The following is a 16091-nucleotide window of genomic DNA, read 5'->3' as shown; positions in this document are numbered from 1 at the left end:
ACGTGACCCGCGCTTCCCTGAACAAGCAGCCGCACGAAGTCGCCTCGATGTTCGACGACGTGGCGGAACGGTACGACCTGACGAACGACGTGCTGTCGCTCGGCCAGGACCGGGTGTGGCGCAAGGAGGTCGCCCGGGCCGTCGACGCCCGCCCCGCCCAGAAGATCCTGGACCTCGCGGCCGGCACGGCCACCTCGTCGCTGCCCTTCGCCCGCACCGGCGCCTACGTCGTGCCCTGCGACTTCTCGCTCGGCATGCTCCAGGTCGGCAAGCGCAAGCACACCTGGCTGCCGTTCACCGCGGGCGACGCGACGAGGCTGCCCTTCAAGGACGACACCTTCGACGCCGTCACCATCTCCTTCGGGCTGCGCAACGTCCAGGACACCGACTCGGCGCTGCGTGAGATGTACCGGGTGACCAGGCCCGGCGGCCGGGTCGTGATCTGCGAGTTCTCCCACCCGACCTGGGCGCCGTTCCGCACGGTCTACACCGAGTACCTGATGCGGGCCCTGCCGCCGGTCGCCCGCGCGGTCTCCTCCAACCCCGACGCGTACGTCTACCTCGCCGAGTCCATCCGCGCCTGGCCCGACCAGCCGGCTCTGGCGGAGCGCCTCCAGAAGGCGGGCTGGTCGAAGGTGGCCTGGCGGAACCTGACGGGCGGGATCGTGGCCCTGCACCGGGGCGTCAAGGAGAGCTGAGCGGCTCGGTAAGGGGCGGGGCGCGACGTCAGAGCCCCGTCACACACCGGACCACGTACGGATCGCCCGGCTCGTCCAGCTCGCGCTGGAGCCCGCCGCTCGGAGGTCTGGGGATGCGCGGCTCGCGGATGCCTCCGCCGCCCTCACCCGGGCCGAGGTCGAACCACACGTACACCACCGAGTCCCGCGGCACCTCGGCACCGGCCTGCGGGTACTGGCGTACGACGTAGTCGACGACGGCCAGATGGAAGTCCTTGCGATCCGGCGCGTTGACGAACAGGCCCTGCGCCTGGGCCGTCTCGCGCGCGTCGACGGCCATCAGTCCGACCAGACGCGGTACGCGCACTTCGGGCGTCTTGGGTGGTATGCGCACAGATGTCACCCCCAGCGGTACTGGCAGGGTAACTCCGGCGCGGCGGCGGCCGGAAGTGCCGGGTGTCTTTCTGCGACAGACCGCTACTCTGGGTGACTTTCCCGCAGGGAGAGTCGGAAGCACAGCGCCTCTTCCCCGAACCGGGGGTGCGGGAAGGTCTCCGCGAGTTCCATTCCGAGGCGTTTGGTGACCGCGATCGACCGTTCGTTGCCGGGTCTGACCATCGCCACCACGTCCGTGACGCCCGCCGTCCTGAGCCGGTCCAGCGTCATCTGCGCGGCCACCGTGGCGTACCCCTGACCCCAGTAGGCCCGTCCGAGCCGCCACCCGATCTCGATCTCGCCCGTCGGCCCCCAGTCCCGCGGCCATGGCTGGGCCCCGGTGAAGCCGATGACCTGCCCGCGCTCGTCGACCATGGTCCACAGGCAGAAACCCCGCTCGGCGTCGTGCCGGCGCTGCCTCGCGGTGAGCTCCTCGTAGACGTACAGCTCGGCGGACCTGCCGCCGTGGAACTCCATGACGTCCCGGTCGTCGAAGACCCGGTGCCAGGCGACGGCGTCCTCGTCGGTGGGGACGCGCAGCCGTACTACGGGCAGAGCTCGGTTCACTGGGGGCAGCCCTTCAGCCGGGTGATCAATTCTGCTGAATAGACTGCCCATGTCCAGTGCCGGTCGGCACGCGGATTCAGAACTTGATTCCGAACTTGATTCCGAGCCTGGGGAGATCCCGCCGTGACCGAGCCCCTGTCCGAGAACACCGCCGATGTCATCGTCGTCGGCGCGGGGCCGGCCGGCTCCACGACCGCGTACCACCTCGCCAAGTCCGGACTCGACGTCCTCCTCCTTGAGAAGACCGAGTTCCCGCGCGAGAAGGTCTGCGGCGACGGCCTGACCCCGCGTGCCACCAAGCAGCTCGTGGCCATGGGCATCGACATCTCCGAAGAGGCCGGCTGGCTGCGGAACAAGGGCCTCCGCATCATCGGCGGCGGCGTACGCCTCCAGCTCGACTGGCCGGAACTGGCCTCCTTCCCCGACTACGGCCTCGTCCGCAAGCGCGACGACTTCGACGAGCAGCTCGCCCGCCAGGCCCAGAAGGCCGGGGCGCGGCTCTACGAGCGCTGCAACGTCGGTGCCCCGATCGTCGACGACCGCACCGGGCGGATCACCGGCGTCCACGCCAAGCTGGGCGAGGAGAAGCGCGAAGTCACCTTCCACGCGCCCCTCGTGGTCGCCGCCGACGGCAACTCCACCCGGCTCTCCCTCGCGATGGGCCTGCACCGCCGTGAGGACCGCCCGATGGGCGTCGCGGTACGGACGTACTTCGAGAGCCCCCGCCACGAGGACGACTACCTGGAGTCCTGGCTGGAGCTGTGGGACCGCCGCGGCCCCGGCGAGGACCGCCTCCTGCCCGGCTACGGCTGGATCTTCGGCATGGGCGACGGCACCTCCAACGTCGGCCTCGGCGTCCTGAACACCTCCGACTCCTTCAAGGAGCTGGACTGGCGCGAGGTGCTGAAGGCCTGGTGCGCCTCCATGCCGGAGGACTGGGGCTACACCCCGGAGAACATGACCGGCCCGATCCGCGGTGCCGCCCTGCCGATGGCCTTCAACCGCCAGCCGCACTACACCAAGGGCCTGCTCCTGGTCGGCGACGCCGGCGGCATGGTGAACCCCTTCAACGGCGAAGGCATCGCCTACGCCATGGAGTCCGGCCAGATCGCCGCCGACGTCATCGTCCAGGCCCACGCCCGCGCCACGCCCGCCCAGCGGGAGATCGCCCTGCAGCGCTACCCGCAGGTCCTCAAGGACACCTACGGCGGCTACTACACGCTGGGCCGCGCCTTCGTGAAGCTCATCGGCAACCCGAAGGTCATGAAGATCGCGGCCCAGCGCGGCCTGACCCATCCGCTGCTCATGAAGTTCACCCTCAAGATGCTCGCCAACCTCACCGACCCCACGGGCGGCGACGCGATGGACCGGATCATCAACGGGCTGAGCAAGGTGGCGCCGAAGGCGTGACGGGAGCCCCTTGAACGGAGCACCGTGGAGGGATGGACGTAGGGGTCGCGTTACCCGTGTTCGTCATCCTCATCGCGGTGTCGGTGTGGGCGCTGGTCCACTCCCTGAGGCGCTGACGGTGCCCTGAGCGCCGTTCAGCGCCTCGATGTTGGCCGTGTCCGTCTCGTGCGCCGGACAGCCCGCGAAGTACCCGGTCCCCTCGATCACGAGCGGCTCGCCGTCCCTGTCGAACCCCCGGCCCCCGGCCCGGTCCGGACGCGGTACGGCCATGACGGCGCCCGGCCCCGACAGACACCCCTCGCTGTCGTCGAGCAGCCTGCGCCCGGCCGGGTCGAGCTGGTCGAGCTCCGGGTTGACGAGGTGCCCGACATGCCGGACTTCGTCGTCGTCCGGGCAGTCGTAGACGAAGAGCCGCAGACCGACGCCGACCTGGTTGGCCGCGAGGCCCGCCCCGGCCTTGGGCCACGGACGGTTCCTGGTGGGGGAGATGGAGGCCGGGGTTTCCGTCAGGGACCGGGGTCACAGAAGCCAGCAGGGCCGCAGCCCCCGAGCGGCTGCGGCCCTACCAAGCTGTTACGGGGTCAGAGAACCCGCACCGCTCCGGTCGGCGGGTCGTAGGACAGCGGCTTCTCGGCCACACCGGTCGAGGGGTTCTGCGCGCCGACGAACATGCCGTCGCCCACGTACACCGCCACGTGGTACGCGCTGCCCGCGCTGCCCCAGTACAGGATGTCGCCCGGCTGGAGGTTGTTCAGCGAGACCTGGGTGCCCGCGGTCGACTGGTCCTGCGAGACGCGCGGCAGGTCGATGCCGATCTGGCTGAACGCGGCCTGCACGAGGCCCGAGCAGTCCCACGAGTTGGGGCCGGTGCCGCCGGAGACGTAGGCGTCACCGACCTGCGCCTTCACGAAGGCGATGACGGCCGCGGCCGAACCGGTGGCCGTGGACGAGCTCGTGGAGACACTGGCGCTCGCCGAGGCGGACAGGGTGGTCCGCTGGGAGCTGCGCGAGGCGGCCTCCTCAGCGGCGGCCCTGCGTGCCTCCTCGGCCTTCTTCTTGGCCTCCGCCTTCTTCTTGGCCTCCGCGAGGTCCGCCTTGGCCTGCTTCGCGGCCTTTGCGGCCGCCGCGTCACGCTCGGCCTGCAGCTGGTAGTTGGCGGCGGCCTGCTGCATCGCGTCGGCGGACTCGGCGACCTGGCTGCCCAGGTCGGCCGACAGGGTGGGCAGTTCGAGGGTCTGCGTCGTCGACTCGGCGGCGAACGCCGAAGCCGACGCGCCCGCCGCTGCCATGCTGAGCACGCCACCGGCGACTCCGGCACGCACGGCGATCGAAGTCGTCGCGCTGCGGCGGGGTTTCCGGTGGCTGCGTATGTGAGCGGTGTGGGACATGAGACCAACTGGTATCAGGGGCTCCTCCATACCTTCAAGAAACGTGTGGTGCGCCACAGTTGTTCAATCGGCGGCCCGAATACCCGGCGGCTCACTCTTTATTGACGCCGTAACGGACATTGCGGACTCTCGTGATCATGGCTGTGATCATGGCCTTTCGCTGTTACGCCCGAATTGCCCCGCAGCTACCATCGGTTGGGCCCGATGGCCAAGCCCCCTTCTTATGGATCTCTCATGGGTGTGGCGGAGGTCACGCAACGGTTACGGCGAGGGCTGCGTCCGAAGCCGGCCGACGCTCGTGAATGTGTGCACGTGTCCACACCCGTCCTCGCGCCTCCCTCTGATGTGTGAACGCCGTCCACTATCAAGCCCCCGCGTCCACCGCCAATTTGCATGCAGGGGAACCCTCTTGATATGGAGACGCCTCTCCCGGCCTGCGCCGACTAGCGGAAATGTCACCTCTGGTGATCACTCGGACGCTTCTCGTATGAAGATCACCGCTGATCCGACTTCATGATCCTTCGTCTGGTGGTGGAGATCACAAAGCTTGTGCAATACCCCGTGTCGCAGATCACAGACCGGCGGGCATAAGATGCGGGTCAGTTGGGCTTGTGACCTGCTTCACATGTTCGCGATCTTCGTCGGGACGGACGGAGGTCAGAGGGACGTATGAGTGGGGTGTGAGTCCGATGCCATCGCCAGCAGTCAGTGCCGACTGAGAGGAGCGAGGAGCGGTGAACGCTTATGCGCCCATCCTCGTACTGGGAGCCCTCGGGGCAGGCTTTGCGATCTTCTCCGTGGTCATGGCCACGCTGATCGGTCCGAAGCGGTACAACCGGGCCAAGCTCGAGGCCTACGAGTGCGGGATCGAGCCGACCCCCACGCCGGCCGGCGGCGGGCGCTTCCCCATCAAGTACTACCTGACGGCGATGCTCTTCATCGTCTTCGACATCGAGATCGTCTTCCTCTACCCCTGGGCCGTCACCTTCGACGCCCTGGGTGTTTTCGGGCTCGTGGAGATGCTGCTCTTCGTGCTCACCGTCTTCGTCGCGTACGCGTACGTATGGCGGCGCGGCGGCCTGGAATGGGACTGAGGGGCCTTTAACTCATGGGACTCGAAGAAAAGCTGCCGAGCGGTTTCCTGCTGACCACCGTCGAGCAGGCCGCGGGCTGGGTGCGCAAGGCGTCCGTCTTCCCGGCCACCTTCGGCCTCGCCTGCTGTGCCATCGAGATGATGACCACCGGCGCCGGACGCTACGACCTGGCCCGCTTCGGCATGGAGGTCTTCCGCGGCTCACCCCGCCAGGCGGACCTCATGATCGTCGCCGGCCGGGTCAGCCAGAAGATGGCGCCGGTACTCAGGCAGGTCTACGACCAGATGCCGAACCCCAAGTGGGTCATCTCCATGGGGGTCTGCGCCTCCTCGGGCGGCATGTTCAACAACTACGCGATCGTGCAGGGCGTCGACCACATCGTCCCGGTCGACATCTATCTGCCCGGCTGCCCGCCACGGCCGGAGATGCTGATGGACGCCATTCTCAAGCTCCACCAGAAGATCCAGTCCTCCAAGCTCGGCGTGAACGCCGAGGAGGCGGCCCGCGAGGCGGAGGAGGCGGCGCTCAAGGCCCTGCCCACGATCGAGATGAAGGGGCTGCTGCGGTGAGCGACGCGAACGGCACCAACGGAGCCAACCCGGAGAAGGAGCTGAGCGGCTCCAACCTCCCCGGCCAGCGCGGCGAGGGAGGTGAGGAGATCCGCGTCCAGCGCGGCATGTTCGGCGCCGACAACGGCGGCGACACCTCCGGCTACGGCGGCCTGGTCCGCTCGATCCGCCTCCCGGGGCCGGCGGCCCGCCCCTACGGCGGCTGGTTCGACGAGGTCGCCGACGAACTGGAAGGCGCTCTGGAGGAACAGGGACTGCTCCCCGGCAACGCCATCGAGAAGACGGTCGTCGACCGCGGCGAGATCACCTTCCACATCGAGCGCGAGCACCTGCTGCGCGTCGCACAGACCCTGCGCGACGACCCGGCCCTGCGCTTCGAGCTCTGCACCGGCGTCAGCGGGGTCCACTATCTCCACGACAAGGGCCGCGAGCTGCACGCCGTCTACCACCTGCGCTCGATCACCCACAACCGGCTGATCCGCCTGGAGGTCAGCGCGCCGGACGCCGACCCGCACATCCCGTCGCTGGTCTCGGTGTACCCGACCAACGACTGGCACGAGCGCGAGACCTACGACTTCTTCGGGATCGTCTTCGACGGCCACCCGGCCCTGACGCGGATCATGATGCCGGACGACTGGCAGGGCCACCCGCAGCGCAAGGACTACCCCCTCGGCGGCATCCCCGTCGAGTACAAGGGCGCCCAGATCCCGGCTCCGGACCAGCGGAGGTCCTACTCATGAGCACGCAGCACGCAACTCCGCGCGAGACCACCGAGGGCACCGTCTACACGGTCACCGGTGGCGACTGGGACGAGGTCGTCCAGAGCGCGGCCAAGGCCGACGACGAGCGCATCGTCGTCAACATGGGGCCCCAGCACCCCTCCACCCACGGGGTGCTCCGCCTGATCCTGGAGATCGACGGCGAGACGGTCACCGAGGCCCGCTGCGGCATCGGCTACCTGCACACCGGCATCGAGAAGAACCTCGAGTTCCGCACGTGGACGCAGGGCACCACGTTCGTGACGCGCATGGACTACCTGACGTCCTTCTTCAACGAGACCGCCTACTGCCTCGCCGTCGAGAAGCTCCTCGGCATCGAGGACCAGATCACCGACCGGGCCACCCTCATCCGGGTGCTCCTGATGGAGCTGAACCGGCTCTCCTCGCACCTGGTGTGCATCGCCACCGGCGGCATGGAACTCGGCGCCACCACGATCATGATCTACGGATTCCGTGATCGTGAAATGATTCTCGACATCTACGAGCTCATCACGGGCCTGCGGATGAACCACGCGTACATCCGCCCCGGCGGACTCGCGCAGGACCTGCCGCCCGGCGCGGTGGACCACATCCGCGAGTTCGTGAAGAAGATGAAGAAGAACCTCCCGGAGTACGACAAGCTCGCCACCGGGAACCCCATCTTCAAGGCCCGTATGCAGGACGTCGGCTATCTGGACCTGGCGGGCTGCATGGCCCTCGGCGCCACCGGCCCCATCCTGCGCTCCACCGGCCTGCCGCACGACCTGCGCAAGGCACAGCCCTACTGCGGCTACGAGACCTTCGACTTCGACATCCCGACCGCCGACACCTGCGACTCCTACGGCCGCTTCCTCATCCGGCTCGAGGAGATGCGCCAGTCGCTCAGGATCATCGAGCAGTGCCTGGACCGGCTCCAGCCGGGACCGGTCATGGTCGCCGACAAGAAGATCGCCTGGCCCGCCCAGCTCGCGCTCGGCCCCGACGGGCTCGGCAACTCCCTCGACCACATCAAGAAGATCATGGGCACCTCCATGGAGGCCCTGATCCACCACTTCAAGCTGGTCACCGAGGGCTTCCGCGTGCCGCCGGGACAGGCGTACGCGGCCGTCGAGTCACCCAAGGGCGAACTCGGGGTGCACGCCGTGTCCGACGGCGGCACCCGCCCCTTCCGGGTCCACTTCCGCGACCCGTCCTTCACCAACCTTCAGGCCATGGCGGCGATGTGCGAGGGCGGCCAGGTCGCCGACGTCATCGTCGCTGTCGCGTCCATCGACCCCGTGATGGGAGGCGTCGACCGGTGACCACCAGTTCTTCCGAGCGGGGCGTCAGCCTGGGCATGCCCGAACTGCCCGCACCCGCCTACCCGGACGACGTCCGAGCCCGCCTGGAGACGGACGCGCGCGAGATCATCGCCCGCTACCCGGACTCCCGCTCGGCGCTCCTGCCGTTGCTGCATCTCGTGCAGGCGGAGGAGGGACATGTCACGCGCACCGGCATGCGGTTCTGCGCGGACGTGCTGGAGCTGACCACGGCCGAGGTCACCGCGGTGGCCACCTTCTACACCATGTACCGGCGCAAGCCCTCCGGCGACTACCAGGTGGGGGTCTGCACCAACACCCTCTGTGCGGTGATGGGCGGCGACGCGATCTTCACCGAGCTCCAGGAGCACCTGGGCGTCGGCAACGGTGAGACCACCGACGACGGCAAGGTCACCCTGGAGCACATCGAGTGCAACGCGGCCTGCGACTTCGCGCCGGTCGTGATGGTCAACTGGGAGTTCTTCGACAACCAGACCCCGGCCACCGCCAAGCGGCTCGTCGACGACCTGCGCGCGGGGCGTCCGGTCGAGCCCACGCGCGGGGCGCCGCTGTGCACCTTCAAGGAGACCGCGCGGATCCTCGCCGGCTTCCCCGACGAGCGGCCAGGGGCCGTCGAGGCAAGCGGCGGGGCGGGACCCGCGTCGCTGGTGGGCCTCCGCCTGGCCAGGGGAGAGACCGCACCCGCGCGCGTGGTCCATCCGCGCGAAGGAGCATCGCAGGACCGCGACGGCGCACCGCAGGACAGGGGCGCCCACGAGCCGTCCCCGTCGGAGCACCTGAGTTCGCACGACGCGCCACAGGACACGTCGGCCTCCGACCCGGCCCACCCGGCCGGGCCCACCGCCGAGGAGGGGGAGTGATGACCTTGGCACCCGAACTGAAAGACACCAGCCCCGAGAAGCTGCTCGCACCCGTGCTGTCGGCCTTCTGGGACGAGGACAAGTCCTGGACGCTGGACGTCTACCAGAGGCACGAGGGCTACGAGGGACTCCGCAAGGCGCTCGCGATGTCGCCGGACGACCTGATCGCGTACGTCAAGGACTCCGGCCTGCGCGGCCGCGGCGGCGCCGGATTCCCCACCGGGATGAAATGGCAGTTCATTCCGCAGGGAGATGGAAAGCCGCACTATCTAGTTGTCAACGCCGACGAGTCGGAGCCCGGGACCTGCAAGGACATCCCGCTCCTCTTCGCGAACCCGCACAGCCTCATCGAGGGCATGATCATCGCGTGTTACGCCATCAGGTCTTCGCACGCCTTCATCTATCTGCGGGGTGAAGTCGTCCCCGTACTGCGGCGGTTGCACTCGGCCGTGAGCGAGGCCTACGCGGCCGGCTACCTCGGACAGAACATCCTGGGCAGCGGCCTCGATCTCGACATCACCGTGCACGCGGGCGCCGGCGCGTACATCTGCGGTGAGGAGACCGCACTGCTCGACTCGCTCGAAGGCCGCCGTGGTCAACCGCGGCTCCGTCCCCCCTTTCCTGCGGTCGCGGGCCTCTACGCCTGCCCGACTGTTGTGAATAACGTGGAGTCGATCGCGTCGGTTCCCGCGATCCTCCAAAGGGGGAAAGACTGGTTCAGGTCGATGGGCAGCGAGAAGTCCCCGGGCTTCACGCTGTACTCGCTCAGCGGGCACGTCGCGAGCCCCGGCCAGTACGAGGCACCGCTCGGCATCACCCTGCGGCAACTCCTGGAGATGAGCGGCGGGATGCGGCCGGGCCACCGGCTGAAGTTCTGGACGCCCGGCGGCTCCTCGACGCCGATGTTCACCGAGGAGCACCTCGACGTCCCCCTGGACTATGAGGGCGTCGGCGCCGCCGGTTCCATGCTCGGCACCAAGGCCCTGCAGTGCTTCGACGAGACGACCTGCGTCGTCCGCGCCGTCACCCGCTGGACCGAGTTCTACGCCCACGAGTCCTGCGGCAAGTGCACCCCGTGCCGTGAAGGCACCTACTGGCTCGTGCAGTTGCTGCGCGACATCGAGGCCGGCAAGGGCGTCATGTCCGACCTCGACAAGCTCAACGACATCGCCGACAACATCAACGGCAAGTCGTTCTGCGCCCTCGGCGACGGCGCCGCCTCGCCGATCTTCTCCTCGCTCAAGTACTTCCGCGAGGAGTACGAGCAGCACATCACGGGCCGCGGCTGCCCCTTCGACCCGGCCAAGTCGACGGCCTGGGCCGACCGCACGGAGGTGAACGCATGACCGTGACCACCAGCACTCCCTCGGGCGGGGGAGAGGCGGCGGTCCCGCCGGAGGATCTCGTCTCGCTGACGATCGACGGCGCCGAGATCAGCGTGCCCAAGGGCACCCTGGTCATCCGGGCCGCCGAACAGCTCGGCATCGAGATCCCCCGGTTCTGCGACCACCCCCTCCTCGACCCGGCCGGCGCCTGCCGCCAGTGCATCGTCGAGGTCGAGGGCCAGCGCAAGCCGATGGCCTCCTGCACCATCACCTGCACCGACGGCATGGTGGTGAAGACCCACCTCACCTCGCCGGTCGCCGAGAAGGCCCAGCACGGTGTGATGGAGCTCCTCCTCATCAACCACCCCCTGGACTGCCCGGTCTGCGACAAGGGCGGCGAGTGCCCCCTGCAGAACCAGGCCATGTCCCACGGTCAGGCCGAGTCCCGCTTCGAAGGCAAGAAGCGGACCTACGAGAAGCCCGTCCCGATCTCCACCCAGGTGCTGCTCGACCGCGAGCGGTGCGTGCTGTGCGCCCGCTGCACCCGCTTCTCCAACCAGGTCGCGGGCGACCCCATGATCGAACTGATCGAGCGGGGCGCGCTCCAGCAGGTCGGCACCGGCGAGGGCGACCCCTTCGAGTCGTACTTCTCCGGCAACACCATCCAGATCTGCCCGGTCGGCGCGCTCACCTCGGCGGCGTACCGATTCCGCTCCCGCCCCTTCGACCTGGTGTCCTCCCCGAGCGTGTGCGAGCACTGCTCTGGCGGCTGCGCCACCCGCACCGACCACCGGCGCGGCAAGGTCATGCGCAAGCTCGCGGCCAACGACCCCGAGGTCAACGAGGAGTGGATCTGCGACAAGGGGCGCTTCGCCTTCCGGTACGCCCAGCAACGGGACCGGCTGGAGCACCCGCTGGTGCGCAACCCCGAGGGCGAGCTGGTGCCGGCGTCCTGGCCGGAGGCGCTCCAGATCGCGGCCCAGGGTCTGCTCGCCTCGCGCGGCCGGGCCGGTGTCCTCACCGGCGGCCGCCTCACCATCGAGGACGCCTACGCGTACAGCAAGTTCGCGCGCGTGGCGCTCGACACCAACGACATCGACTTCCGCGCGCGCGTGCACAGCAGCGAGGAGGCCGACTTCCTGGCCGCGCAGGTCGCCGGCCGCGGCCGTGACCTCGACGGTACGGGCGTGACGTACTCCGCTCTGGAGAAGGCGCCGGCGGTCCTGCTGGTGGGATTCGAGGCCGAGGAGGAAGCCCCCGGCGTCTTCCTGAGGCTGCGCAAGGCCTGGCGCAAGCACGGCCAGAAGGTCTTCTCGCTCGCCACCTACGCCACGCGCGGTCTGGAGAAGGCGGGCGGCACGCTGCTGCCCGCTGCCCCCGGCACCGAGACCGAGTGGCTGGACGCGCTGGCCGGCGGAGTCGGTCTGGAGGACGACGGCAGCAGGGCCGCCGAGGCGCTGCGCACCGCGGGCGCGGTGATCGTCGTCGGCGAGCGGCTGGCCGCCGTGAAGGGCGGACTGACCGCCGCCGTACGGGCCGCCTCCGCGACCGGCGCGCAGCTGGTGTGGATCCCGCGGCGGGCCGGAGAGCGCGGCGCCCTCGAAGCGGGCGCGCTGCCGTCGCTGCTGCCGGGCGGGCGTCCGGCCACCGACCCGCGCGCGCGTGACGAGGTCGCCTCCGTCTGGGGCATGGCCGAACTCCCGCACCGCTACGGCCGGGACACCGGTCAGATCGTCGAGGCCGCGATGTCCGGCGAGCTCCAGGCCCTGGTGGTCGCGGGCGTCGAGCTCGCGGACCTGCCCGATCCGGCACGCGCGCGTGCAGCGCTCCAGGAGGCCGGGTTCGTGGTGTCGCTGGAACTGCGTCCCGGTGAGGTCACCGAGCACGCGGACGTCGTCCTGCCGGTGGCCGCGGTGGCCGAGAAGGCCGGCACCTTCCTCAACTGGGAGGGCAGGGTGCGCTTCTTCGAGGCCGCGCTCAAGCCCGACCAGATGACCCGCCGGCTCGCGCCCACCGACGCACGGGTACTCCAGATGCTGGCCGACGCCATGGACGTACACCTGGGTCTGCCGGATCTGCGCACCACGCGCGCGGAGATCGACCGGCTCGGCCCCTGGGACGGACCGCGCGGCACCGAACCCTTCGAGACCGGGGCCCAGTTGCCGCGGCCCGCCGCCGGAGAGGCCGTCCTGGCCGGACACCGGCTGCTGCTCGACCAGGGTCTGCTCCAGCAGGGCGACGAGGCGCTCGCCGGGACCCGGCACGCGGCACACGCGCGGGTGTCCGCCGCGACGGCCGCCGAGGTGGGCGTCAAGGACGGCGACCTCCTCGCCGTGACCGGCAAGACCGGAGTCGTCGAACTGCCGCTGCAGATCACCGAGATGCCCGACCGCGTGGTCTGGCTCCCGCTGAACTCCACCGGCGCGGGCGTCGCCTCCGACGCCGGGGTGGTGCCCGGCTCCCTCGTCCACATCGGCCCGGCGACGCTCGCAGCCGAAGTCCCCAAGGAGGTGGAGGCATGAGCCCGTACCTCGCCGCGGAAGACCTCTCGATGTTCGGCACCGACCCCTGGTGGCTGGTCGTCGTCAAGGCCGTCTTCTGTTTCGCGTTCCTGATGGTGACCGTGCTGTTCTCCATCGTGTGGGAGCGCAAGGTCGTCGCCTGGATGCAGCTGCGCATCGGCCCCAACCGGCACGGCCCCTGGGGCATGCTCCAGTCGCTCGCCGACGGCGTGAAGCTGATGCTCAAGGAAGACGTCATCGTCAAACGCGCGGACAAGGTCGTCTACGTCCTCGCGCCGATCGTCGCGGCCATCCCGGCCTTCATGGCGATCGCGGTGATCCCCTTCGGCCCGTCCGGCAACGAGGTCTCGATCTTCGGCCACCGCACGACGATGCAGCTCACCGACCTGCCGATCGCGATGCTCTACATCCTCGCGGTCGCCTCGGTCGGTATCTACGGCATCGTCCTGGCGGGCTGGAGCTCCGGATCGACGTATCCGCTGCTCGGCGGCCTGCGCTCGTGCGCGCAGATGATCTCGTACGAGATCGCCATGGGCGCCGCCTTCGCCTCGGTGTTCCTCTACTCCGGGTCGATGTCGACCTCGGCGATCGTCGAGGCGCAGCAGGACCGCTGGTACATCGTCCTGCTGCCGGTCTCCTTCATCATCTACGTCATCACCATGGTCGGCGAGACCAACCGCGCCCCCTTCGACATGCCGGAGTCCGAGGGCGACCTGGTCGGCGGCTTCAACACCGAGTACTCGTCGATCAAGTTCGCGCTGTTCATGCTCGCCGAGTACGTGAACATGGTGACGGTGTCGGCCGTGACCACCACGCTCTTCCTGGGCGGCTGGCGGGCCCCCTGGCCCATCAGCACCTTCTGGGAGGGCGCGAACCACGGCTGGTGGCCGCTGCTCTGGTTCGTGATCAAGGTGCAGCTGCTGCTGTTCTTCTTCATCTGGCTGCGCGGCACGCTCCCGCGGGTCCGCTACGACCAGTTGATGAAGCTCGGCTGGAAGGTCCTCATCCCGGTCTCCGTGGTGTGGCTGATGCTCGTCGCGACCGTGCGGACGCTGCGCAACGAGAACTACGACTTCGCCGACATCGCCCTCTACGTCGGTGGCGGAGTCCTGGTCCTGCTGCTGCTCTCCTTCGTCGCCGACATGTTCCGTGAGAAGTCGAAGGCGGCCGCGGAGCCCGCCGAACAGCCGGCCGGATTCGACCCGATGGCGGGCGGATTCCCCGTCCCGCCGCTGCCCGGACAGGAGTTGCCGCCGGTGCCCAGGCGCCGCTCGCGCCAGGAGCGGGAGCTGATTGTCAGTGGCGGGCCCGATACTCACAGTGACGGACCGCTGACTGGTTCTACGGATGGAAAGGAGGCGTCCGATGGCTGAGGAGCCCAAGGAGACCAAACCCGGTTTCATGAACCCCGTCGCCGGCTTCGGCGTGACCTTCAAGGCCATGTTCAAGAAGCGGCTGACCGAGCAGTACCCGGAGCAGCAGAAGACCACCGCTCCCCGCTTCCACGGACGGCACCAGCTCAACCGCCATCCGGACGGCCTGGAGAAGTGCGTCGGCTGCGAGCTGTGCGCCTGGGCCTGCCCCGCTGACGCCATCTATGTGGAGGGCGCCGACAACACCGACGAGGAGCGCTACTCGCCGGGCGAGCGGTACGGCCGCGTCTACCAGATCAACTACGCCCGCTGCATCCTGTGCGGGCTGTGCATCGAGGCCTGCCCCACGCGCGCGCTGACGATGACCAACGAGTTCGAGCTGGCCGACAGCAGCCGCGCCAACCTCATCTTCACCAAGGAGCAGTTGCTCGCCGGCCTCGAAGAGGGCATGGTCGACTCGCCCCACGCCATCTACCCCGGCACGGACGAGCAGGACTACTACCGGGGCCTGGTCACGGAGGCCGCTCCCGGCACCGTGCCGCAGGTCGCCGTCTCCAAGGGCGAGGTGGTCCAGGAGGCCGACTCCACCTTCGGTGCGGACGAACCGGCGTCGGAGAAGGTGATCGGGCGATGACCGCACCCCTCCAGCTCGCCGCCGCGACGACACTGGCCGCCGACACCTCCACCGGCGAGGCCTTCCAGTTCTGGGTCCTCGGCACTGTCGCCGTGATCGGCGCCCTGTGCACCGTCTTCATGAGGAAGGCCGTGCACAGCGCCCTCTGTCTCGCCGGGACCATGATCATTCTGGCGGTGTTCTACCTCGCCAACGGCGCCTACTTCCTCGGCGTCGTCCAGATCGTCGTCTACACCGGCGCGATCATGATGCTGTTCCTGTTCGTGGTGATGCTCGTCGGCGTGACCGCGGCGGACTCCCTCACGGAGACCATCAAGGGCCAGCGCTGGCTGGCCCTGCTGTGCGGGCTCGGCTTCGGCATCCTGCTCTTCGCCGGCATCGGCAACGCCTCGCTCAAGCAGTTCAACGGCCTCACCCAGGCCAACGCGGGCGGCAATGTGGAGGGCCTGGCGACCCTCATCTTCACCAAGTACGTCTTCGCCTTCGAAATCACCGGCGCCCTGCTGATCACGGCCGCCGTCGGCGCCATGGTGCTCACCCACCGCGAGCGCACCGAACGCGCTCTCACCCAGCGCGAGATGGCCGAGCGGCGCGTCCGCGAGGGCAAGCACGTCCCGCCGCTGCCCGCCCCCGGCGTCTACGCCCGCCACAACGCGGTGGACATCGCGGGCCTGCTGCCCGACGGCACCCCGTCCGAACTCACGGTCAGCAAGACACTGCGCGAGCGCGGTCAGATCCGTGACGTGTCCGCCGAAGCCCTCAACGATCTCAAGGCGCTGGAGCAGCGCGCCGAGGAACGCCTGGAGCGGACCGAGATCGAACCGGCCACCTTCAAGAGGGAGGCGTCGAAGTGAACCCGGTCAACTACCTCTACCTCGCCGCCCTGTTGTTCACGATCGGCGCCACCGGAGTGCTGATCAGGCGCAACGCCATCGTCGTGTTCATGTGCATCGAGCTCATGCTCAACGCCTGCAACCTCGCGTTCGTCGCCTTCTCCCGGATGCACGGCAATCTCGACGGCCAGATCATCGCCTTCTTCACGATGGTCGTCGCCGCCGCGGAGGTCGTGGTCGGGCTCGCGATCATCGTGTCGCTGTTCCGTTCCCGCCACTCGGCCTCGGTCGACGACGCCAGCCTGATGAAGCTGTAAGGGGTCGCTG

At 68.9% G+C, this 16091-nt stretch carries 16 protein-coding genes and 1 pseudogene; 13 read left to right on the top strand and 4 right to left on the bottom strand.

Annotated features, from left to right (window positions below):
* Positions 1–2: 2 nt before the first annotated feature.
* On the top strand, positions 3–698 hold the full coding sequence (locus tag D1369_RS16820) for a demethylmenaquinone methyltransferase (RefSeq protein WP_007383957.1): 696 nt from the start codon (positions 3–5) through the stop codon (positions 696–698).
* A 28-nt stretch (positions 699–726) separates the two neighbouring features.
* On the opposite strand, the gene D1369_RS16815 is transcribed toward D1369_RS16820, so the two are convergent.
* Both D1369_RS16815 and D1369_RS16810 read right to left on the bottom strand, forming a co-directional pair.
* Complete coding sequence (locus D1369_RS16815) at positions 727–1044, bottom strand: PASTA domain-containing protein (RefSeq protein WP_037901080.1); 318 nt, start codon at positions 1042–1044, stop codon at positions 727–729.
* A 110-nt stretch (positions 1045–1154) separates the two neighbouring features.
* The gene (locus D1369_RS16810) at positions 1155–1679 is read right to left on the bottom strand and encodes a GNAT family N-acetyltransferase (protein ID WP_007383959.1); all 525 of its coding nucleotides are present in this window, start codon (positions 1677–1679) and stop codon (positions 1155–1157) included.
* A gap of 123 nt (positions 1680–1802) precedes the next feature.
* On the opposite strand from D1369_RS16810, the gene D1369_RS16805 reads away from it, so the two are divergent.
* Complete coding sequence (locus tag D1369_RS16805) at positions 1803–3089, top strand: geranylgeranyl reductase family protein (RefSeq protein ID WP_007383960.1); 1287 nt, start codon at positions 1803–1805, stop codon at positions 3087–3089.
* A gap of 69 nt (positions 3090–3158) precedes the next feature.
* Here D1369_RS16805 and D1369_RS16800 read toward each other — a convergent pair.
* Positions 3159–3542 (bottom strand): annotated as a pseudogene (locus tag D1369_RS16800) (peptide deformylase); the annotation flags it as partial.
* Positions 3543–3670: 128 nt separating this feature from the next.
* Positions 3671–4477 (bottom strand): C40 family peptidase, encoded by an 807-nt coding sequence (locus tag D1369_RS16795; RefSeq protein WP_037901082.1) that lies wholly within the window; start codon positions 4475–4477, stop codon positions 3671–3673.
* 734 nt (positions 4478–5211) lie between these two features.
* On the opposite strand from D1369_RS16795, the gene D1369_RS16790 reads away from it, so the two are divergent.
* Genes D1369_RS16790 through nuoK form a run of 11 tightly spaced genes read left to right on the top strand, consistent with a single transcriptional unit; the run spans position 5212 to position 16081 of the window.
* A complete protein-coding gene (locus tag D1369_RS16790; RefSeq protein WP_007383963.1) occupies positions 5212–5571 on the top strand; it encodes an NADH-quinone oxidoreductase subunit A in 360 nt (119 codons plus the stop codon).
* A gap of 14 nt (positions 5572–5585) precedes the next feature.
* On the top strand, positions 5586–6140 hold the full coding sequence (locus D1369_RS16785; protein ID WP_007383964.1) for an NADH-quinone oxidoreductase subunit B: 555 nt from the start codon (positions 5586–5588) through the stop codon (positions 6138–6140).
* Complete coding sequence (locus D1369_RS16780; RefSeq protein ID WP_007383965.1) at positions 6137–6880, top strand: NADH-quinone oxidoreductase subunit C; 744 nt, start codon at positions 6137–6139, stop codon at positions 6878–6880. Before D1369_RS16785 ends, D1369_RS16780 begins: the two co-directional genes overlap by 4 nt.
* Positions 6877–8199, top strand: a complete 1323-nt coding sequence (locus D1369_RS16775) for an NADH-quinone oxidoreductase subunit D (protein ID WP_007383966.1) — start codon at positions 6877–6879, stop codon at positions 8197–8199. The genes D1369_RS16780 and D1369_RS16775 overlap by 4 nt, the downstream gene beginning before the upstream one ends.
* Positions 8196–9077, top strand: coding sequence for an NADH-quinone oxidoreductase subunit NuoE (gene nuoE, locus D1369_RS16770; protein WP_007383967.1), 882 nt, complete (start codon positions 8196–8198; stop codon positions 9075–9077). The genes D1369_RS16775 and nuoE overlap by 4 nt, the downstream gene beginning before the upstream one ends.
* Positions 9074–10423 (top strand): NADH-quinone oxidoreductase subunit NuoF, encoded by a 1350-nt coding sequence (gene nuoF, locus D1369_RS16765; protein ID WP_007383968.1) that lies wholly within the window; start codon positions 9074–9076, stop codon positions 10421–10423. Before nuoE ends, nuoF begins: the two co-directional genes overlap by 4 nt.
* Entirely contained in the window at positions 10420–12924 is a 2505-nt protein-coding gene (locus D1369_RS16760) for an NADH-quinone oxidoreductase subunit G (RefSeq protein ID WP_118082512.1), read from the top strand. Before nuoF ends, D1369_RS16760 begins: the two co-directional genes overlap by 4 nt.
* Entirely contained in the window at positions 12921–14297 is a 1377-nt protein-coding gene (nuoH, locus tag D1369_RS16755; protein WP_007383969.1) for an NADH-quinone oxidoreductase subunit NuoH, read from the top strand. The genes D1369_RS16760 and nuoH overlap by 4 nt, the downstream gene beginning before the upstream one ends.
* Positions 14290–14931 carry an NADH-quinone oxidoreductase subunit NuoI gene (nuoI, locus tag D1369_RS16750; RefSeq protein ID WP_020120587.1) on the top strand — a complete coding sequence of 214 codons (642 nt, stop codon included), beginning with the start codon at positions 14290–14292 and terminating at the stop codon, positions 14929–14931. The genes nuoH and nuoI overlap by 8 nt, the downstream gene beginning before the upstream one ends.
* Positions 14928–15785 carry an NADH-quinone oxidoreductase subunit J gene (locus D1369_RS16745; RefSeq protein ID WP_007383971.1) on the top strand — a complete coding sequence of 286 codons (858 nt, stop codon included), beginning with the start codon at positions 14928–14930 and terminating at the stop codon, positions 15783–15785. Before nuoI ends, D1369_RS16745 begins: the two co-directional genes overlap by 4 nt.
* Positions 15782–16081, top strand: a complete 300-nt coding sequence (nuoK, locus tag D1369_RS16740; RefSeq protein ID WP_003974374.1) for an NADH-quinone oxidoreductase subunit NuoK — start codon at positions 15782–15784, stop codon at positions 16079–16081. The genes D1369_RS16745 and nuoK overlap by 4 nt, the downstream gene beginning before the upstream one ends.
* The last annotated feature ends 10 nt before the right edge of the window (positions 16082–16091 follow it).

This window comes from Streptomyces sp. CC0208, assembly GCF_003443735.1.
Lineage (GTDB): Bacteria > Actinomycetota > Actinomycetes > Streptomycetales > Streptomycetaceae > Streptomyces > Streptomyces sviceus.
Note: the sequence above shows the minus strand (reverse complement) of the source record. Positions and strands in the feature narration are given on the sequence as shown.

Bases quoted from the DNA above. Each gene is read 5' to 3' on its own strand.
- D1369_RS16795 (WP_037901082.1), bottom strand. From the start codon at position 4,477: ATGTCCCACACCGCTCACATACGCAGCCACCGGAAACCCCGCCGCAGC.
- D1369_RS16785 (WP_007383964.1), top strand. From the start codon at position 5,586: ATGGGACTCGAAGAAAAGCTGCCGAGCGGTTTCCTGCTGACCACCGTC.
- D1369_RS16775 (WP_007383966.1), top strand. From the start codon at position 6,877: ATGAGCACGCAGCACGCAACTCCGCGCGAGACCACCGAGGGCACCGTC.
- D1369_RS16760 (WP_118082512.1), top strand. From the start codon at position 10,420: ATGACCGTGACCACCAGCACTCCCTCGGGCGGGGGAGAGGCGGCGGTC.
- nuoH (WP_007383969.1), top strand. From the start codon at position 12,921: ATGAGCCCGTACCTCGCCGCGGAAGACCTCTCGATGTTCGGCACCGAC.
- nuoI (WP_020120587.1), top strand. From the start codon at position 14,290: ATGGCTGAGGAGCCCAAGGAGACCAAACCCGGTTTCATGAACCCCGTC.
- D1369_RS16745 (WP_007383971.1), top strand. From the start codon at position 14,928: ATGACCGCACCCCTCCAGCTCGCCGCCGCGACGACACTGGCCGCCGAC.